Genomic DNA, 17,679 nt, shown 5'->3' on the forward strand with positions numbered 1-17,679 from the left:
CAGGTTTAAAGCCCATATAGGCCAAAGCTTTAGCATCGCTTTTTCCACCTTCCATTGGGATTGCACCTGTGATTTTAATTCCCATCCCCGGATTTGTTCCGTAGGTGATCATAGGTTCAATATCTGCTGCATCAAATGAATATTCCTTGTCAAACTCAGCGTTTTCATCGGTTTTTAAAGTTTCCCAATAAGCTTTTGCTGCTTCAAACTCTTCACCTTTTGGTGCGAATTCTTTGCCTTTTACATATTCAAAAGTAGTCTCATCTGGAGCGATTAAACCGCCACGAGCACCCATTTCAATACTCATATTACAAACCGTCATTCGGCCTTCCATAGACATTTCTTCGAATATATTTCCGGCATATTCGCAAAAATATCCGGTACCAGAATTTGTCCCGAGTTTGCTTATTATATACAGAATAACATCTTTTGGTAAAACCCCTTTTTTGAGTTTTCCGTTTACGTTTACCCGCAATTTTTTAGGTTTTTGAACCAAAACACATTGGCTGGCAAAAACCTGGGAAACCTGGCTGGTTCCAATTCCAAAGGCAATAGTACCAAATGCGCCGTGGGTAGAGGTATGACTGTCACCACAAACCATCGTCATTCCCGGTTGGGTAATCCCGAGCTCAGGAGCCATTACGTGAACAATTCCGTTGTAAGGATGGCCAAGCCCATAAAGGGTAATATTATTTTCCTCGCAATTTTGGGTTAATTCTTTAAGTTGTTTTCTAGACAATAAGTCTTTAACCGGTAAATGCTGATTTTCAGTCGGGGTGTTATGATCTGCCGTAGCAACAATCTGATCTGGTCGAAATACCGAAATACCCCTTTCTTTCAGCTCGTTAAAAGCCTGTGGACTCGTAACTTCGTGTATTAAATGTTTATCGATATATAAAATATCGGGACCATCGGGTATAGATTCTACCACGTGTGCATCCCAAATTTTATCGAATAAAGTTTTCTTCATTTTTATAAATTCAATCCTTGTTGTATTAAACTTTTTGTTGGATTATTAAGCTATAGCTCTTATTTTTCTTTCTGAAATTTCCATAATTTCATGAATATCATTGTCTTCCACGCATCTTCTGGCATCAGCATAATTCAGAAATTCAGCATAAACCTCATCTAACTGAAGCTTGGTTAAATTGTAACCCATTTTCTTGGCTTTGTAAGCTAAAGCTGCCCTTCCGCTTCTGGCCGTAAGAACAATTGCAGATTCAGTAACTCCAACTTCTGCAGGATCTATAATTTCGTAAGTTTCACGGTTTTTAATTACCCCGTCCTGGTGAATTCCAGAACTGTGTGCAAAGGCATTTGCACCTACAATCGCTTTGTTTGGCTGTACAAACATTCCCATTTCACGGGAAACCATACAACTAGTATCAAAAAGGAATTTGGGGTCTATATTTGTGTTTAAATTTAAAGTAGGGTGTTGTCTTAAGATCATGACGACCTCTTCTAAAGCGGTATTCCCCGCACGCTCACCAATTCCGTTAATAGTGCATTCTATTTGGCGTGCTCCATTTTGTACACCTGCAATAGCATTTGCCGTAGCAAGGCCTAAATCGTTGTGGCAATGGCAGGAAATTCTAACTTTATCGATGTCCTTTACATTGTCTTTTAAATATTTTATTTTTCTTCCGTATTCATCAGGAAGGCAATATCCGGTAGTATCAGGGATATTTAGAACAGTTGCTCCGGCTTTAATCATTTCGGTACAAACGCGGGCAAGAAATTCATTATCTGTTCTTCCGGCATCTTCAGCATAAAATTCAACATCGTCTACAAAATTCTTTGCGTGTTTAACCGCGGCTACACCACGCACAATAATTTCTTCTCTGGTAGAGTTGAATTTATATTTAATATGTGAATCTGATGTTCCAATACCGGTATGAATACGCGGTTTTCTAGCATATTTTAAAGCTTCAGCAGCAACTTCGATATCTTTTTTAACAGCACGGGTGAGTCCACAAACGGCGGCATTCTTTGCCAGCTTAGAGATTTCGTAAACCGATTGAAAATCGCCGGGACTGGAAACAGGAAAACCTGCTTCAATAACATCTACTCCCAGCTCATCAAGGCGCGCAGCAATTTTAAGTTTTTGGGCCGTATTTAATTTACAACCTGGAACTTGCTCTCCGTCTCGTAACGTCGTGTCAAAAATTTCTACCTTTTCTGTGCTCATAAGAGATTTTTTTTACTTTATCTTTAACTAAAGTATTGTTAATCTATACACTGCAGACCTTTGCCTATAAGGTTATTACGATAATTAAACTAAAAAATATAATGTAATACTACTGTAAATCAGTTTATTACGAACTATTCTGTTACAATGACTAATGATTTAACTGATAACTTATTTTCTTTGATTAAGTCGCTTTCACCTTCAGAAAAGCGTCAATTTTCATTGTATGTTGGAAGAATTGGTGTGAATACCGATAGTAAATTTTTAAATTTATTTAAGGTGATGACCAAAATGAAGAAATATAATGAGAAAGAAATTCTTCTAAAAACTAAAATAAGTAAGCAACAATTATCTAATGTAAAGGCACATTTATATAAACAAATTCTTATTAGTCTTAGACTGAATCCTGCTCATCAAAGCATACCGGTGCAAATTAGGGAACAGTTTGATTTTGCTTATATTCTTTATAGAAAAGGTCTTTACAAACAAAGCCTGAAATTGCTCGATAAAATTAAAGGCCAGGCGCTGGAATATGAGGAGAAAAACCTGGCTTATGAAATCCTGGAGCTGGAGAAAATTATAGAATCGCAATATATTACCCGAAGTATAGAAAACCGTGCCGAAAGCCTTATTCAGCAAACCAGGGATTTGAGTGATCTAAATTTAATTTCCAGTAAACTTTCAAATTTATCTTTGCAGTTATATGCTATTTTTCTAAAAATGGGATATGCCAGAACACAAGAAGAGGCTGAAAGTATCAGAAATTATTTTTATCAAAACCTTCCTGAATATCAAATCAAGAATATAGGTTTCAGAGAAAAATTGTGGCTATATAAAGCCCACTTATGGTTTAGTTTTATCACCCAGGATTTTCTGGCTTGCTACCGCTATTCTATGAAATGGATAGATCTTTTTAATGAACATACACATTTGGTACCTATTCACCCGGTTTCGTATTTAAAAGGTAATCATTATTTGCTGGAATCTTTATTTTACCTTAATCATACCAACTTATTCGAGAAAACCCTTAAGAATCTTGAGGGAATGCTGAAGGATGCCAAAATTCCTGATGATGATAATATAAAAGCCCTGGCTTTTCTTTATCTATACTCCAATAAGCTGAATTTACGCTTTATGCAGGGGAACTTTGCGAATGGCGATGAATTGGTAGAGAAAATCCAGAAACGAATTAAAAAATATAAGGACCGAATTGATGAGCATCACATTATGGTGTTCTACTATAAGATTGCCTGTTTATATTTTGGAGACGGGAACAATAAAAAATGTATAGAATTTCTTAATAAGATTATCAATAATAAATCGCTTGAAATGCGGGAAGACCTTATGTGTTTTGCCCGTATCTTGAGTTTGGTGGCTCATTACGAAGCCGGGCTGGACTATCACTTAGATCGCCTTGTAAAATCTACCTATAAATTTTTAATTAAAATGAACGATTTGCACGAGGTGCAGAAAGAAATGATACGTTTTCTTAGAAATTTACCAGAAGTTTCTCCGCTTGAGATTAAAGATGAATTTAGGAAACTCCATACCAAATTAAAAGATTTTGAAGATCATCCCTATGAGCGTAGAGCATTTTTATACCTGGATATCCTTTCCTGGCTCGAGAGTAAAATAGAAAACCGCCCGGTGGCTGATGTTATTGCTGAAAAAGTGGCTTTGGTAAGCAGATAGTTATTTTTGAAACACGAGAGGAAGACTATAACTTACATTTACCTCCTCTCCAAATTGCTTCCCTGGTTTCCATTTTGGCATTTCTTTTACAACTCTATAAGCTTCCACCATATATTCAGCGGGGGCTTCTTCAACTATTTTAATGTCAGTCGTATTTCCTTCGCAATTAATAGTAAATCTTATTACTACTCGCTGCATAGAATTATGATAAGTAGGTATTTTAATATTTTCTATTAGATACTTTTGTAGAGCTTTTTGTCCTCCAGGAAATTCAGGTGGAATCTCAAAGGGGAAATATTCAATTTCTTCACCAGCCTTATTCCAAACCGTCCCTTTTTTCAGCTTATTCCGCTTGAAATAATCGTGTCTCCTTTTGATCCCATTTTTCCAGTAGGCAACTAATTCACCGTGCATTTTTCCTTTCTTAAATTCTATCGAATGAAACAATTCTCCAGATTCATAATAATGTTTATGTAATCCTTCATAGATTTTCTTTTCATCTTTTAGATCATAAGATTGCTCAGCTTTTTTTGTTCCATCCACGAAATAGGTGGTTCTTAAAAATTCGTAGTCTTTGTCTGGAGTAGGAGTAACAATTTTAAAATATTTAGCATTTTCTTTCTTATCCAATTCCTGGTAATTATTATCCATATAAATGGTATCCTGGGCAAATATGGAAAATGAAATTACAGTAAGAATTAAGCTGAGGAAAAGGATTTTCATAGTATTTTAGGCGGGTTTAGTTTAAACAATTATTCCAAAGTACTTCATCTGGAGGAGGAGCAATAATGTTTATTTCTTCTTTCTTTACGGGATGAATAAATTTTAGCTCCCTTGCGTGTAGATGAATACTGGCATCTTTATTACTTCGGTCAAAGCCGTATTTAAGATCGCCTTTAATGGGGCAGCCAATTGCCGATAGCTGACTTCTTATTTGATGATGCCGCCCGGTATGCAAATCTACTTCCAACAGAAAATAGTTGTCTAATTTTTTTAAAAGTCGATATTCCAGAATAGCTTTTTTGCTTTCGGGAACTTCTTTAATATGCGCGTAAGATTTGTTTTGCTTTGGGTTTCTCTTTAAAAAATGGACTAAAGTATCTGAATCTTTCGGGGGAACATTTTTCACAATTGCCCAGTAAGTTTTCTTCGCTTCTTTTTGCTGAAAAAGCTTGTTAAGTCTTGGTAGGGCTTTAGAAGTTTTTGAAAAAAGAACAATTCCGCTGGTTGGTCTGTCTAAACGATGAACTACGCCTAAATAAACATTTCCGGGTTTATTATATTTTTCCTTTATATAAGATTTTACAACCTCACTTAGCGGTTTATCGCCAGTTTTATCGCCCTGCACAATATCACCGGGACGTTTATTAACCACAATAATGTGATTGTCTTCATAGAGAACCTGGAGGTTATTTTTATCTGAAATTGTTTTTTCCAAACTGGATATTTTATTTGCCTGCAAACTGCAACTTACGACTGCTTACTAAACTAATATTGTTCGTCATCAGACGGGAAACTTTTGCTTTTTACATCGTCCCGATAATTTTCAAAAGCTTTGGTCATTTCGGTATGAAGATCGGCATATCTTCTTAAAAATCGCGGGTTAAATTCGTGGGTCATCCCTAACATATCATGAATTACCAAAACCTGGCCATCTACACCGTTTCCGGCACCAATTCCTATTACAGGAATACTTATACTTTCGGCAACTTCTTTAGCCAGCTTAGCCGGAACTTTTTCTAAAACTATGGCGAAACAACCCAGGCGTTCCAACAAGATCGCATCAGATTTTAATTTTTCGGCTTCAGCTTCCTCTTTCGCTCTAACGGTATAAGTCCCAAATTTATAGATAGATTGCGGGGTCAAGCCTAAATGTCCCATTACGGGAATTCCCGCGTGCAGTATACGTTTAAGCGATTCTTTAATCTCTTTTCCACCTTCAAGTTTTACAGCGTGACCGCCGCTTTCTTTCATAATTCTAATGGCAGAGCGCAAAGCTTCTTTTGGATCACTCTGGTAACTTCCAAAGGGAAGATCTACAACAACAAGGGCGCGATTTATAGCTCTTACCACGCTGGTGGCGTGATAAATCATTTGATCTAAAGTAATAGGAAGTGTGGTTTCGTGTCCCGCCATTACATTACTGGCAGAATCTCCCACAAGAATTACATCTATTCCAGCACCATCTACAATTTTCGCCATAGAGTAATCGTAAGAAGTTAGCATCGCAATCTTCTCACCATTTTTTTTCATATCTACGAGAGACTTGGTAGTGACTCTTTTATATTCTTTCTTAGCTACAGACATATTTTCAATTTTGGATGGTAAAAGTACAAAAACACGCGGTTTTAAGGCAAGAAGCCGGTTTTATAGTTTTTTAAGTTCAGCATAAAGCGTTTTTAATAATTCGCCATCGTCTCCGTGATATTGCCAAAACATCGCACCACCCAAATTATTATCTAAAATATAACAGGCTTTTTCTTTTATTGATTGGGGGTCATCATAAGTGATAAATGTTCCGGTAGCTTCGCGCCAAAGAAAAGGTGCTTTGGCTTCTTTATCCCAATGGCGTTTATATTTACCAGTCTCTATAGTATCTTTTAAATCTCTATAATTAATACTGAAAGCATTCCCAAGAGCTTTTTGATGTAACCCGAAGTTTTTATTTTCTGTCTCGTGCCATCCACGGCCATAAAAAGCCATACCCACAACAATTTTTTCTGAAGGAGCGCCCGTCGCCAAATGTTCCTTCACCGCGGTTTGAGTACTCTGTTTGTAATCCTTGGGATCTGTTTCTGAAACATATAAGTTTGTATGGTGGGAGGTAGAATCGTTCCATCCCCCCTGGTAATCGTAACTCATAATATTTATAAAATCCAGGTAAGGATGAATTTTATCCAATTCTACATTATCTAAATATTCCTGAGTAGCAGCCGTTGCTATGGTTAGTAAATAATTTCTCTGGTCTATTTTTCCCAGGGAATCTAATTTCTTTCTAAAAAGTTTTAAAATAGAGGTGAAGTTTTGTTTGTCTTCAGGCATATGAGGGTTTCCCGCTCCTGGTAACCCGGGATATTCCCAGTCTAAATCTATCCCATCAATTTTGTGTTTTTGTAGAAAGGAAATTCCGCTATTGGCAAATCGCTCCCTGTCAGTTCTGGTTGCCACTGCTTCAGAAAATCCACCAGACCAGGTCCAGCCCCCAACCGAAATCAGGATTTTTAAATTGGGGTTTTCTTCTTTTAAACTGTTTATTTTTTTTAATCGTTCTACATCTTCAGGATTTCCTTCTATAATTTTTCCATCTTTAATATTAGCGAATGCGTAATTAATGTGGGTGAGTTTTTCAGCAGAAATTTCATCAAATTTATCATTAACATTATCACTAATAATATAGGCTACAATCTTTTTTTCCTGTTTTCCCTGGGCCTTCATGTGAAGATTATTAAAGAAAAAACAAAGACTTAGACACCAGAAAATAATCGTAATTCTTTTCATAATTGATGGATTAGCGTAAAAACTTTAAAATACTAAATTAGCGTTTAAATAAAATGAATTCTATGAAGAAGTTATTATTAATTAGTTTTTTGCTTTTGTGCCAAATTGGGTGGAGCCAGAATGGCGAAAAAGAAAATCTTCAGAGGTTAATTGAAAATTTCTTTGAAGCCTTTCACGCTCAGGATTCTGTGAGGTTAAAAAGTTTTGCACATCCCGATATTAAAATGCAATCTGTAGCTATAGATAATGAAGGGAATACAGATTTATCTACTTCAGAATATTCACATTTTTTAAAGTCGATAGCTTCAATTCCTGCTTCAACTAAATTTGAAGAAAAATTACACGATTTTGATATTAATGTCAACGGAATGATCGCCAATATAAGCACTCCTTATTCGTTTTACGTAAATGATGAATTAAGTCATTGCGGGGTAAATACTTTCCAGCTCATGAAATCCAGAGGCGAATGGAAAATCATCTATTTGGTAGATACACGTAGTAAAAAAGGCTGTAAGTAACTATTCAACATCTTTAACACACCTAAAACCTAAATGTTCCAATCCACTCTCGGGTGTAGAGCTCATTCTTGCCGCATTCCGGTAACCGGTGCAATAAGATTCGCTGCATAAAAAAGAACCTCCCCGAATAACTTTTTGTTGTTCGGGATTAAAATATTCTTTAAAGTAACCATCTGTGCGCTGTTCTAATTTTGAATACGCATTTGGATAATAAGTATCTAAAACCCATTCCCAGGCATTTCCAGAAATTTCGTAGAGCCCGAAAGAATTGGGAGGAAAACTTTTTACCGGGGCGGTTTTTTCAAAACTATCTTTTATCTCGTTAGAAACCGGAAAATCGCCCTGGTGGAAATTCACAAATGCGGTTGCTTTCTCAAAATCGTTTCCCCAATGGTAAATTTGATTTTCTTTCCCACCTCTGGCCAGGTATTCAAATTCTGCTTCGGTAGGTAAACGTTTTCCAGCCCATTTTGCATACGCCATAGCATCATACCAGGAAACCTGTACTACGGGATGATTTTCTTTATCTTCAATAGAACTTTTTGGACCTTGCGGATGTTTCCAGTTGGCACCTTCTTTAAACTTCCACCAGGCCTGCGGATTTTTAGCATCAAAAACCATGGCACCGGGAGGAAAAGTTTTACCGTTAATTTCAAAACTACGTTCGGCGGTAGTAACGTAACCCGTTTCTTCTACAAATTCTCTGAATTCAGCATTAGTAACCTCAGTTTCATCTACCCACAATGCTTTAATAGTTTCTTTATGCTGCGGAAATTCATCTCGCCGGGCTTGTGGCGAATTTCCACCCATCATATATTCCCCTCCTTCAATCTTTAGCATTCTAGAGGTTGAAACCGAATCGCGTTTTTTTATTTCGGCAATTTCTTCCAGATATTTTTCATGGTAGGATTTTTCGGTTTTCTGAATATTTTCTTTAGAAGATTCAGCAGGATCATTTTCTTCATTTTTACAACTAAAAAATGAACAGAAAAGACAAAGGAGAACGAAGTATTTTAGAAAGGAGAAACGCATTAACTGATTTTCGGCTAAAGATAAACAAGTGTGGTAAATACTTAAAATTAATTGAAGCTGCTAAGGCTGGTTTTATTTATTGTAAAAGCTTTGGAAGCAAAAAGAATACTACAATCCCGTTGTTCATGGCGTGCATGGTTATGGGCCAGAGCAGGCTTCCGTTTTCGACTTTTATTTTTCCGAAGAAATACCCGGCGATAATTCTTGGGAAAATTAAAAGGAATAAAATCAGGTCAAATTGCCAACCTTCAACGTAATTCCAGATATGAACCAAACCGAAAAGAGCAGCGGTTAGTAGCCATATAAACTTATAATTTCGGTAAAGAATTATACGAAATATTCTAAGAAATCTTGAAGGTTTTAGAGATTGTAAGAACAGAAAAATGATAATAGCCGATAATATTACCAGGCCATATTTAAGTAAAGAATGTGCTTCCTGCGGAATAAAACCGAGGCCTATAAATGCAAGTACTGCACAAATAAAAATGTAGATTTCGGTAAAAGAAGGCTTAATGAGGGTTCTAAACATACTTTCTTCCAAAAGGGGCGCTATAATAACCGCCATAAGAATAAATGCCAGCGGACTCTCATCCATTAGATTGAATAGTTCAGTTTGCTGGTATTTCTCGAGGTCTAATTCTGGTAAAAATGTATTTAAAAATCCCAATAAAAAGAAGAACAGAAAATAGGTCCCAATCATGAACCAGTAATTGCGAAAGAGGTTGCTGACTTTTGGTGGGATTTTAGGGAACTGCAAAGATTTAGATTTGATTATTGCTGCAATTTAATACTGTAAGATATTTTAAATGACTAATTCACGAATTATTCCAATGAGTTTTTTAAATAATTCAAAATTCAGAATAGCAAAATTCAGAACTGATTACCCACAACAGAGAACGGGTAATTAACAATCGCTTAAATTCACTTTAACTGCGAGCCCGCCTTCAGATGTTTCTTTGTATTTAGAATTCATATCTTTTGCAGTGTCCCACATTGTTTCAATTACTTTATCCAATGGAACTTTTGCTTTGGTAGCATCGCTTTCCAGGGCTATTTCAGCGGCATTGATGGCTTTTATGGCACCCATTGCGTTTCTTTCAATACAAGGCACCTGTACCAAACCTGCAATAGGATCGCAAGTCAATCCAAGATGATGCTCCATAGCGATTTCTGCGGCCATTAATACCTGTTCAGGCGTTCCGCCAAGTAATTCTGTTAATCCGCCGGCAGCCATTGCCGAGGATACACCAATTTCTGCCTGGCACCCGCCCATAGCTGCAGAAATCGTGGCTCCTTTTTTAAAGAGACTGCCAATTTCACCGGCAACCAGCATAAAGCGTTTCATATCTTCAAAAGTTGCTTCGTGGTTTTCTATCACCATATAATACATCATTACAGAAGGTACGGTGCCGGCACTGCCATTAGTTGGCGCGGTGACTACACGACCCAAAGATGCATTTACTTCATTTACGCTAATAGCAAAACAACTCACCCATTTAAGGATTTGCCTGAATTTCACCTCAGTTCTTCTAATAGCGGTTATCCAATCTTCGGGAGAATCATATTTTTCTTCGCCAATAAGACGCTGGTGCATTTCAAAAGAACGGCGTTTCACATTGAGTCCGCCGGGAAGAGTGCCTTCGGTATGGCAGCCAATGAACATCGATTCCAGCATCACATCCCAAATTTGTTTTAAGCCGGCATTTATTTCTTCTTCAGTTCTAAGAGATTTTTCATTCTCCAGAACTATTTCAGAAATAGGTTTGTTTTCAGCTTTGCAATAGGCTAGGAGTTCTGTGGCTTTTTCAATAGGAAAAGGAAATTCTAAAAAGCTTTTCATCTTATTACTAGCATTTTTACGCTCTTTCTTTACAACAAAACCGCCGCCGATAGAATAAAACGAAGAAGAGGTTTTTTTACCGTTTTTCAGTTTAGCCCTAAATGTCATTCCGTTGGGATGAAACTCAAGGAATTTCTTGTTAAACTTTACATCGTCAGCAATGCTGAAATCGATCTCTTTTTCGCCGTTAAATTGAAGTTTTTTTGTTTCCCTAATCTTTTGAATTTCAGTGTCAATTATAGAAATATCCATAGTTACAGGATCGTGACCACAAAGTCCTAAAACAGTAGCAATATCTGTAGCGTGACCTATTCCGGTAAGGGATAGAGAGCCATAGAGATCTATATGTATATGTTCTACGTCATCAAAAGTGCCTTTTTGCTTTAATTCTGCAATCCAGCGTTGTGATGCCCGCCAGGGACCTAAAGTATGAGAACTGGAAGGACCTACGCCCACCTTCAACATATCAAAAACACTAATACATTCAATTTTTCGCATTGTATAACTCCTATTTTACTGCAAAAATAAGGATTTGTTAGTATGAAGTAGAATGAATTGAAGAAATATTAAAACGATTTCGTAAGCTTCGAAGCGCAGATTTGGCAAGTACTTTTAGGAAAAAATGACAACCTGTCATAAGTTTTCTGCTGGCATAATGATTGACTTTAACACCTCGAAGAATTGAAATCAATAATATAAAATTCAACCTATAAAGTTATGAGTAAAATAATTGGAATTGACTTAGGTACTACCAACTCTTGCGTTGCCGTAATGGAAGGTAACGAGCCTACGGTAATACCTAATGCCGAAGGAAAAAGAACTACACCTTCTGTAATCGCATTTGTAGAAGGTGGCGAAATAAAAGTTGGTGATCCGGCTAAGCGTCAGGCAGTAACTAACCCAGAAAAAACTATTTCGTCTATTAAACGTTTTATGGGGAACAAATATTCTGAATCTTCTAGAGAAGCAGGAAGGGTTCCTTATAAAGTAGTAAAAGGTGATAATGATACTCCACGTGTAGATGTGGATGGAAGAAAATATACTCCGCAGGAACTTTCTGCAATGGTACTTCAAAAAATGAAGAAAACCGCAGAAGATTATCTTGGACAGGATGTAACAGAGGCGGTAATTACCGTACCTGCATACTTTAACGATTCTCAGCGTCAGGCTACAAAAGAAGCTGGTGAGATCGCAGGATTGAAAGTAAGTCGTATTATAAACGAGCCTACTGCAGCTGCATTGGCTTACGGACTTGATAAAAAATCTCAGGATCAAAAAATCGCTGTATATGACCTTGGTGGTGGTACATTTGATATCTCTATCCTTGAATTAGGTGATGGTGTATTTGAAGTATTATCAACAAATGGTGACACGCACTTAGGTGGTGACGATTTTGATGAAGTTCTAATCGATTATCTTGCAGATACTTTCCAGAAAGCTGAAGATATTGATCTAAGAAAAGACCCAATGGCACTTCAGCGTTTAAAAGAAGCTGCTGAGAAAGCTAAAATTGAGTTGTCTTCTTCAAGTCAAACTGAAATTAATTTACCTTATGTAACGGCAACTTCAAGCGGACCAAAACACCTTGTAGAAACTATTAGCCGTTCTAAATTTGAGCAGTTAGCTTCAGAATTAGTTACTCGTTCTATGGAGCCTGTTAAAAAAGCACTTAGCGATGCAGGTCTTTCAAAAAGTGATATCGATGAGGTAATTCTTGTTGGTGGTTCTACCCGTATTCCTAAAATTCAGGAAGAAGTAGAGGCATTCTTTGGTAAGAAACCTTCTAAAGGTGTAAACCCAGATGAGGTTGTAGCAATTGGTGCTGCTATCCAGGGTGGTGTATTAACAGGAGATGTAAAAGATGTATTGTTACTTGATGTTACTCCACTTTCTTTAGGTATTGAAACTATGGGAGGAGTTAACACTAAATTAATTGAATCTAACACTACGATTCCAACCAAGAAATCACAAACATTCTCTACCGCGGCCGATAATCAGCCTTCTGTAGAAATTCACGTGTTGCAGGGTGAGCGTCCAATGGCGGCAGATAACAAAACAATTGGTAGATTCCACTTAGACGGAATTCCACCAGCGCCAAGAGGAACTCCTCAAATTGAAGTGACTTTTGATATTGATGCCAATGGTATCATTAAAGTAAGCGCTACCGATAAAGCAACCGGAAAATCTCAGGATATCCGTATCGAAGCTTCTTCAGGATTAACAGAAGAAGAAATCGAGAAAATGAAGAAAGAAGCTGAAGCAAATGCTGATGCCGATAAGCAAGCCAAAGAAAAAGTAGATAAGCTTAACGAAGCTGATGCTATGATCTTCCAAACTGAAAAGCAGTTGAAAGAATTTGGCGATAAGATTTCTGAAGATAAGAAAAAGCCGGTAGAAGAAGCTTTAGAAGAATTGAAGAAAGCTTACGAAACTAAAGAGCTAGATAAAATTACTCCTGCTTTAGACAAATTGAACGAAGCCTGGAAAACAGCTTCTGAAGAAATGTATAAAGCACAAGCTGAAGCTCAAGGCGGACAAGGTGGACCACAACAAGGTGCTACCGGAGCTGAAGGCGGCCAGCAAGCTGGAGGAGACTCTAAAAGCGGAGACGACGTAGAAGATGTAGATTTTGAGGAAGTTAAATAAAAAAGCCCCCTCCCAACCCTCCCCCGAAATGGGAGGGCTTAAATAAATCAAAAGCGCGATCTGAATGGGTCGCGCTTTTTTGTTTTAAGAAGTTTAAGCTTTATCATTCAGAATGATAGGATACGAGAGAATATTCCCCCTTCCGGGGTTAGGGGGCAAATGTATAATACAAATACACAAAATTAAATATCACCAAAAGCCCAAAACAAATCAAGCTGAAAACTCTATAATTCTTTCCCGGCCTATGTTTTTTAGGCATTTGTTTTCCTGTTACCAGTTTATAATTATACCAGGCCAAAAATGGTGCAGATAGAAATGAAAGTCCGGCGGCGAAATCTACCAAAATGGTAAACGAACCGGAGAGGAAATACAAAATAGAAAGCGAAAGAACTGGGATAATAAAAATGGAAGTTCGGTAAATTTTCCATTTCTCTTTTTTGTCTTCAGGTTTATCCTTTTCGGGGTTTTTTAATTCAGAAATTACTCTCGGGTAAGCATCAGTAACTGTTAGAACGGTACTTAGCATGGTAACAAAAGCTGCTACAGAGATCAAAGGTTTACTCCATTTCCCAAGGGTTTTTCCGTATAATTCCACTAACTGGCTCGAGAATTCCACGCTGTTGCTGGAAAACGAAGTGCCGCTGCCAAACATTACTAAAACGCCTAGCAAAAAGAAAAGTAACCCAATAAAAGCAGCCGAAAGATAACCCACGTTAAAATCGGCAAAAGCACCTTTAACTGAAATTTTCTGTTTGTTTTGAACTGCTTTTTCTTTGGTCCAGATGGAATGCCAAACCGAAGCATCTAAAGGAATAGGCATCCAGCCCATAAAAGCAATTATAAAACCCAAACTGGCGGTAGTCCATAGCGAAGGCGGTTCGGTGGTAACTGCATCGTTAACAGTCCCCGCACCAAAAGCCATAATTACTGCAGCAAGTGTAGCCAACGTCAATAAAGTAACGATCACTTTCATACTTTTATCCAGGCCCGGATATTTTCCTATTAAAAGTAAAGCGATACAGGCAATGAGAATAATTCCGCTCCAAAGAAAAGGCGGCCAGCCAAAATTGAAGAGTCGCTCGGCTAAACCGGCGGTAACAATAGTCACTGCAGCCTGTATAATAAACATACTTCCCAGCGTAATCAGTATATAAATCCAGTATGGGAATTTACCCAGTTTTTTATAGCCAGTAATCAAATGATTTCCGGTACCTGCGGCAAACCTGGGGCCAAATTCAAGAAAAGGATATTTTGAAATACAAGCAACGATCAAAACCCAAATTAAAATAAATCCATAATCGGCACCGGCTCTGGTAGCCTGCACTAAATGAGAAACTCCAATGGCTGCTCCAGCCAGTAAAAATCCGGGGCCAATACTTTTTAAGATGGAAGTTTTAGAAGAAGTATTTTTTTGTTTCATTTAGAAATAATTAAATCGCTAACTTCTCGACTGCGCTCGAAGTGACAGTTTCTGGCTAAAGAATTGAATAGAATACCCACCGAATTTAAGCAAATTCAGCAATAATTTTGGTATTGACTTCGTGCCCACCTTTATAGGTTTTTATTTCAAGATTATGAGGAAATATCTCTTTCAGGTGTTCTTCTTCTACTTTTACTATTCCGTTTTTGAGGTATTCATCTTCAGTTCCGTAGATAAAAGTGAAATTTGTTTGCTTAAGAAATTCAAAATCTTCAGCAGTTAATTCTGAAGGAACTTTTCCCGAATGCATAATTAATTCTTGGCATTCAATTTTTCGCCTGGCAATCCACCTTGTTGCTACTGAAACGCCCTGGGAATAGCCTAAAACTATTAATCTTGGTGCATTTTTTAGATTTTCAGCTTTATAAACTTCATCGAGATAATTGAGTACATTTTCAGTTTCTGCTTCAGTTTGTTCTTTAGTGAGCCAGGAGGCACCTACGTGTTTATACTCGTTGTTGAGGTAATATTTAGACTGGGCCTGTGGAGCAATCACATAATTTTCTATTGCATTTAAATGATTAAAATGCCTTAAGAAATACCTGCTTAAATAACCAATTCCGTGGCAAACCAACCAGACTGTTTTTGTCTTTTCAGTAAAATCGTTTAAAACGCTGTAGGTATTAGTGATTTGGTAAGAAAGCTGCTTTTCGGTACTCATTATTTTATGTGATTTTTAATGGGAAACCCTCAGTGGAATAGCGAGATTTTCTCATTAAATTTGAAATATCTTCGAAGATAATATTCTTAACCCCCTGTGACCTTTTCTTATTGCAATACACCCTCATGTAATGCAATAAATTTCACCCCGGCAATTTGTATTCACAAAACTAATTAATACTAATTATTATGGAAATTTTTATAAGAAGATTATTCTTATCGTTCCTCCTATGCGTTATTTGTTTTTCGTGTAGTGAAGAGGAAGGTGTCCAGGAAGTTTCAGAAAAAGCTACGCTATCTTTTAGTCCTATTCTTAATGATCTGCTACGAAACCAGCAAAATAAACAGGAAGCTACCGAGCTTCCAGCGTGTTCTGATGATACCCCTTCCTATGTAGAAATTATTTTATTGCGAGGTGAAGAAGAAGTCGTAGGTACTTCTGGAGATCCTTTTGCAATTGATTTGGTTTCTGATGAAAATTATACTGAATATAGTCCTGAACTTGAACTTGAACCGGGAACGTATACTTTAGATCATTTTGCAGTGTATAATTCTGAAGGAGGTCTTATTTGGCTTGCACCAAAAGGAGGTGCAATTGGAGATTTATTACAGAACACTTTACCGTTAGACATTAATCTTCGTAGTGGAGTTAAAAAATATGTAGATGTAACGGTGGTTTGTTTTGATGATAGAATTGTGAATGAATATGGTTATCTATTTTTTGATCTTATTCCCACCGAAATATTTGAATTTTGCTTCTTCGCAAATTATTGTAATGAAGCCGGAAGACATTATACCGCGGCTTATAGCGTAGATATCTGGTTAGGAACAGATGATAGTGGAACTCCGCTTTATACCGATGTAGAAAATGCGAAATCTGCTGAAGGTGAAGATCCCTGGGCAGATCCATTATGTTTCGATTTACCTAATTTACAGGATTACGACGATGAGGAACCATATCTATATTATGAGGTTACTCTTAAGGGATGGCCAGATGTATATGGCGAAGTTTCAGAGATAATTATTGATGGTACGTTGAGTAGAGCCAATATTCAGGCTAATTTTGACGGGGATGATAATGTAGAATACGAACATTTATTTTTTGGTTGTGGAGATGATGACGAACCATTAGACTCAGATCAGGATGGAATTCCCAATAGCGAAGATAATTGTCCAAATGTACCAAACCCAGACCAGGCAGATGAAGATGAAAATGGTGTAGGTGATGCCTGTGAAAGTGGATCAGATGATGATGGCGATGGCATACCAAATGATATTGATGAATGTCCAGATACAGATCCCGGAGTAGAAGTAGATGAAGTTGGATGTGAAAGTATCCGGGTTCCCGGCAGAGATGTAGTTGTATTAAACGATATAAATATATTTGATAATACCGCTCTGGAAGATCCCGATAATGTGAGATTTGTTCAAAACCTCGTTAATTATACCACTACGGGAGTAAGGAACGGTGGAGATGTAGTTTGGATAGATCGCGGGCGCAATGCAAGATGCTACAGCAATGGCGAATGTACTGAAACAGGATGGGCTACCACCGAATCTGTTATTGAAGATGAAGGTTTTACCGTAGAGAGTATTTTTTCAACGGTAGGCTCTTTAACAAGCATTCCTTCAGATGTTAAAATAGTGATGCTGGTTATGCCAACATCGCAATATACGGTAGATGAAATCAATACTTTAAAGCAATTCGCGGCCGATGGTGGAAGAATAATTTTTGTTGGTGAGTATGATTCATTTTATGCAAATATTGAAGTTGAAAATCAATTCCTTGCAAATATGGGCGCCGTTTTATTCAATAGTGGAGGACGAGTTGATTGTGATTATACCATATTACCTTCAGCATCAAATAGAGATCACCCTATTATGGCAGGTATAGAAGACCTAACCATTGCCTGCGCTTCTGTAATAGAACCTGGAGATGGTGACTTTGCCCTGTTCTATGACACTACAAATACTTTAGTTCTTGGGGGTGTAGCAAAAATTGATACAGCACCAATAACTGAACTTAAGCAGGCAGCAAGATCGAAAATTAGAGCAAAAACCACACGTATATCTAATCAATCCTCGTCTACAGGATATTAATAAATAAAACTTTAATTAAATAAAA

The 17,679-nt window shown here is 37.3% G+C and carries 14 protein-coding genes and 1 pseudogene; 4 read left to right on the forward strand and 11 right to left on the reverse strand.

Going from position 1 to position 17,679, the window contains the following annotated elements; genetic code table 11:
* On the reverse strand, nt 1–970 hold a 970-nt coding region (locus AACZ30_RS08230; RefSeq protein ID WP_339648756.1), incomplete at its 3' end, for an aconitase family protein.
* Between the two features lie 45 nt (nt 971–1,015).
* Nucleotides 1,016–2,188 carry a 2-isopropylmalate synthase gene (locus AACZ30_RS08235; RefSeq protein WP_208225075.1) on the reverse strand — a complete coding sequence of 391 codons (1,173 nt, stop codon included), beginning with the start codon at nt 2,186–2,188 and terminating at the stop codon, nt 1,016–1,018.
* 147 nt (nt 2,189–2,335) lie between these two features.
* Between AACZ30_RS08235 and AACZ30_RS08240 the strand changes: the two genes are divergently transcribed.
* A complete protein-coding gene (locus AACZ30_RS08240; RefSeq protein WP_339648759.1) occupies nt 2,336–3,880 on the forward strand; it encodes a hypothetical protein in 1,545 nt (514 codons plus the stop codon).
* On the opposite strand, the gene AACZ30_RS08245 is transcribed toward AACZ30_RS08240, so the two are convergent.
* The 4 genes from AACZ30_RS08245 to AACZ30_RS08260 are packed head-to-tail and all read right to left on the reverse strand — an operon-like array spanning nt 3,881 to nt 7,378.
* A complete protein-coding gene (locus AACZ30_RS08245; RefSeq protein ID WP_339648760.1) occupies nt 3,881–4,603 on the reverse strand; it encodes an energy transducer TonB in 723 nt (240 codons plus the stop codon). It abuts the gene before it with no gap.
* 16 nt (nt 4,604–4,619) lie between these two features.
* Nucleotides 4,620–5,318 carry an RluA family pseudouridine synthase gene (locus AACZ30_RS08250; protein ID WP_339648761.1) on the reverse strand — a complete coding sequence of 233 codons (699 nt, stop codon included), beginning with the start codon at nt 5,316–5,318 and terminating at the stop codon, nt 4,620–4,622.
* A gap of 50 nt (nt 5,319–5,368) precedes the next feature.
* On the reverse strand, nt 5,369–6,187 hold the full coding sequence (panB, locus tag AACZ30_RS08255; RefSeq protein ID WP_075326445.1) for a 3-methyl-2-oxobutanoate hydroxymethyltransferase: 819 nt from the start codon (nt 6,185–6,187) through the stop codon (nt 5,369–5,371).
* A gap of 60 nt (nt 6,188–6,247) precedes the next feature.
* Nucleotides 6,248–7,378, reverse strand: coding sequence for a glycoside hydrolase family 18 protein (locus AACZ30_RS08260; RefSeq protein WP_339648762.1), 1,131 nt, complete (start codon nt 7,376–7,378; stop codon nt 6,248–6,250).
* Nucleotides 7,379–7,440: 62 nt separating this feature from the next.
* Here AACZ30_RS08260 and AACZ30_RS08265 point away from each other — a divergent pair, with 62 nt between their 5' ends.
* On the forward strand, nt 7,441–7,896 hold the full coding sequence (locus AACZ30_RS08265) for a nuclear transport factor 2 family protein (protein WP_339648763.1): 456 nt from the start codon (nt 7,441–7,443) through the stop codon (nt 7,894–7,896).
* Here the strand turns inward: AACZ30_RS08265 and AACZ30_RS08270 are convergent, their stop codons facing one another.
* The 3 genes from AACZ30_RS08270 to AACZ30_RS08280 form a co-directional block, all read right to left on the reverse strand.
* Nucleotides 7,897–8,928 (reverse strand): formylglycine-generating enzyme family protein, encoded by a 1,032-nt coding sequence (locus tag AACZ30_RS08270; protein WP_339648764.1) that lies wholly within the window; start codon nt 8,926–8,928, stop codon nt 7,897–7,899.
* Nucleotides 8,929–9,004: 76 nt separating this feature from the next.
* Nucleotides 9,005–9,628 carry a CPBP family glutamic-type intramembrane protease gene (locus AACZ30_RS08275; RefSeq protein ID WP_339648765.1) on the reverse strand — a complete coding sequence of 208 codons (624 nt, stop codon included), beginning with the start codon at nt 9,626–9,628 and terminating at the stop codon, nt 9,005–9,007.
* 204 nt (nt 9,629–9,832) lie between these two features.
* Nucleotides 9,833–11,266: an L-serine ammonia-lyase gene (locus AACZ30_RS08280; RefSeq protein ID WP_339648766.1), complete on the reverse strand. Its 1,434-nt coding sequence runs from the start codon at nt 11,264–11,266 to the stop codon at nt 9,833–9,835.
* Between the two features lie 219 nt (nt 11,267–11,485).
* On the opposite strand from AACZ30_RS08280, the gene dnaK reads away from it, so the two are divergent.
* Nucleotides 11,486–13,414, forward strand: a complete 1,929-nt coding sequence (gene dnaK, locus AACZ30_RS08285; protein WP_208225083.1) for a molecular chaperone DnaK — start codon at nt 11,486–11,488, stop codon at nt 13,412–13,414.
* 148 nt (nt 13,415–13,562) lie between these two features.
* Here the strand turns inward: dnaK and AACZ30_RS08290 are convergent, their stop codons facing one another.
* Nucleotides 13,563–14,834 carry a divalent metal cation transporter gene (locus AACZ30_RS08290; RefSeq protein ID WP_339648769.1) on the reverse strand — a complete coding sequence of 424 codons (1,272 nt, stop codon included), beginning with the start codon at nt 14,832–14,834 and terminating at the stop codon, nt 13,563–13,565.
* Between the two features lie 85 nt (nt 14,835–14,919).
* A complete protein-coding gene (locus AACZ30_RS08295; protein WP_075326458.1) occupies nt 14,920–15,555 on the reverse strand; it encodes an esterase in 636 nt (211 codons plus the stop codon).
* Nucleotides 15,556–16,685: 1,130 nt separating this feature from the next.
* Here AACZ30_RS08295 and AACZ30_RS08300 point away from each other — a divergent pair.
* Nucleotides 16,686–16,844: pseudogene (locus AACZ30_RS08300) on the forward strand (thrombospondin type 3 repeat-containing protein); the annotation flags it as partial.
* Between the last annotated feature and the right edge of the window lie 835 nt (nt 16,845–17,679).

Origin of the sequence: uncultured Salegentibacter sp. (assembly GCF_963972535.1) — a bacterium.
GTDB lineage: Bacteria > Bacteroidota > Bacteroidia > Flavobacteriales > Flavobacteriaceae > Salegentibacter.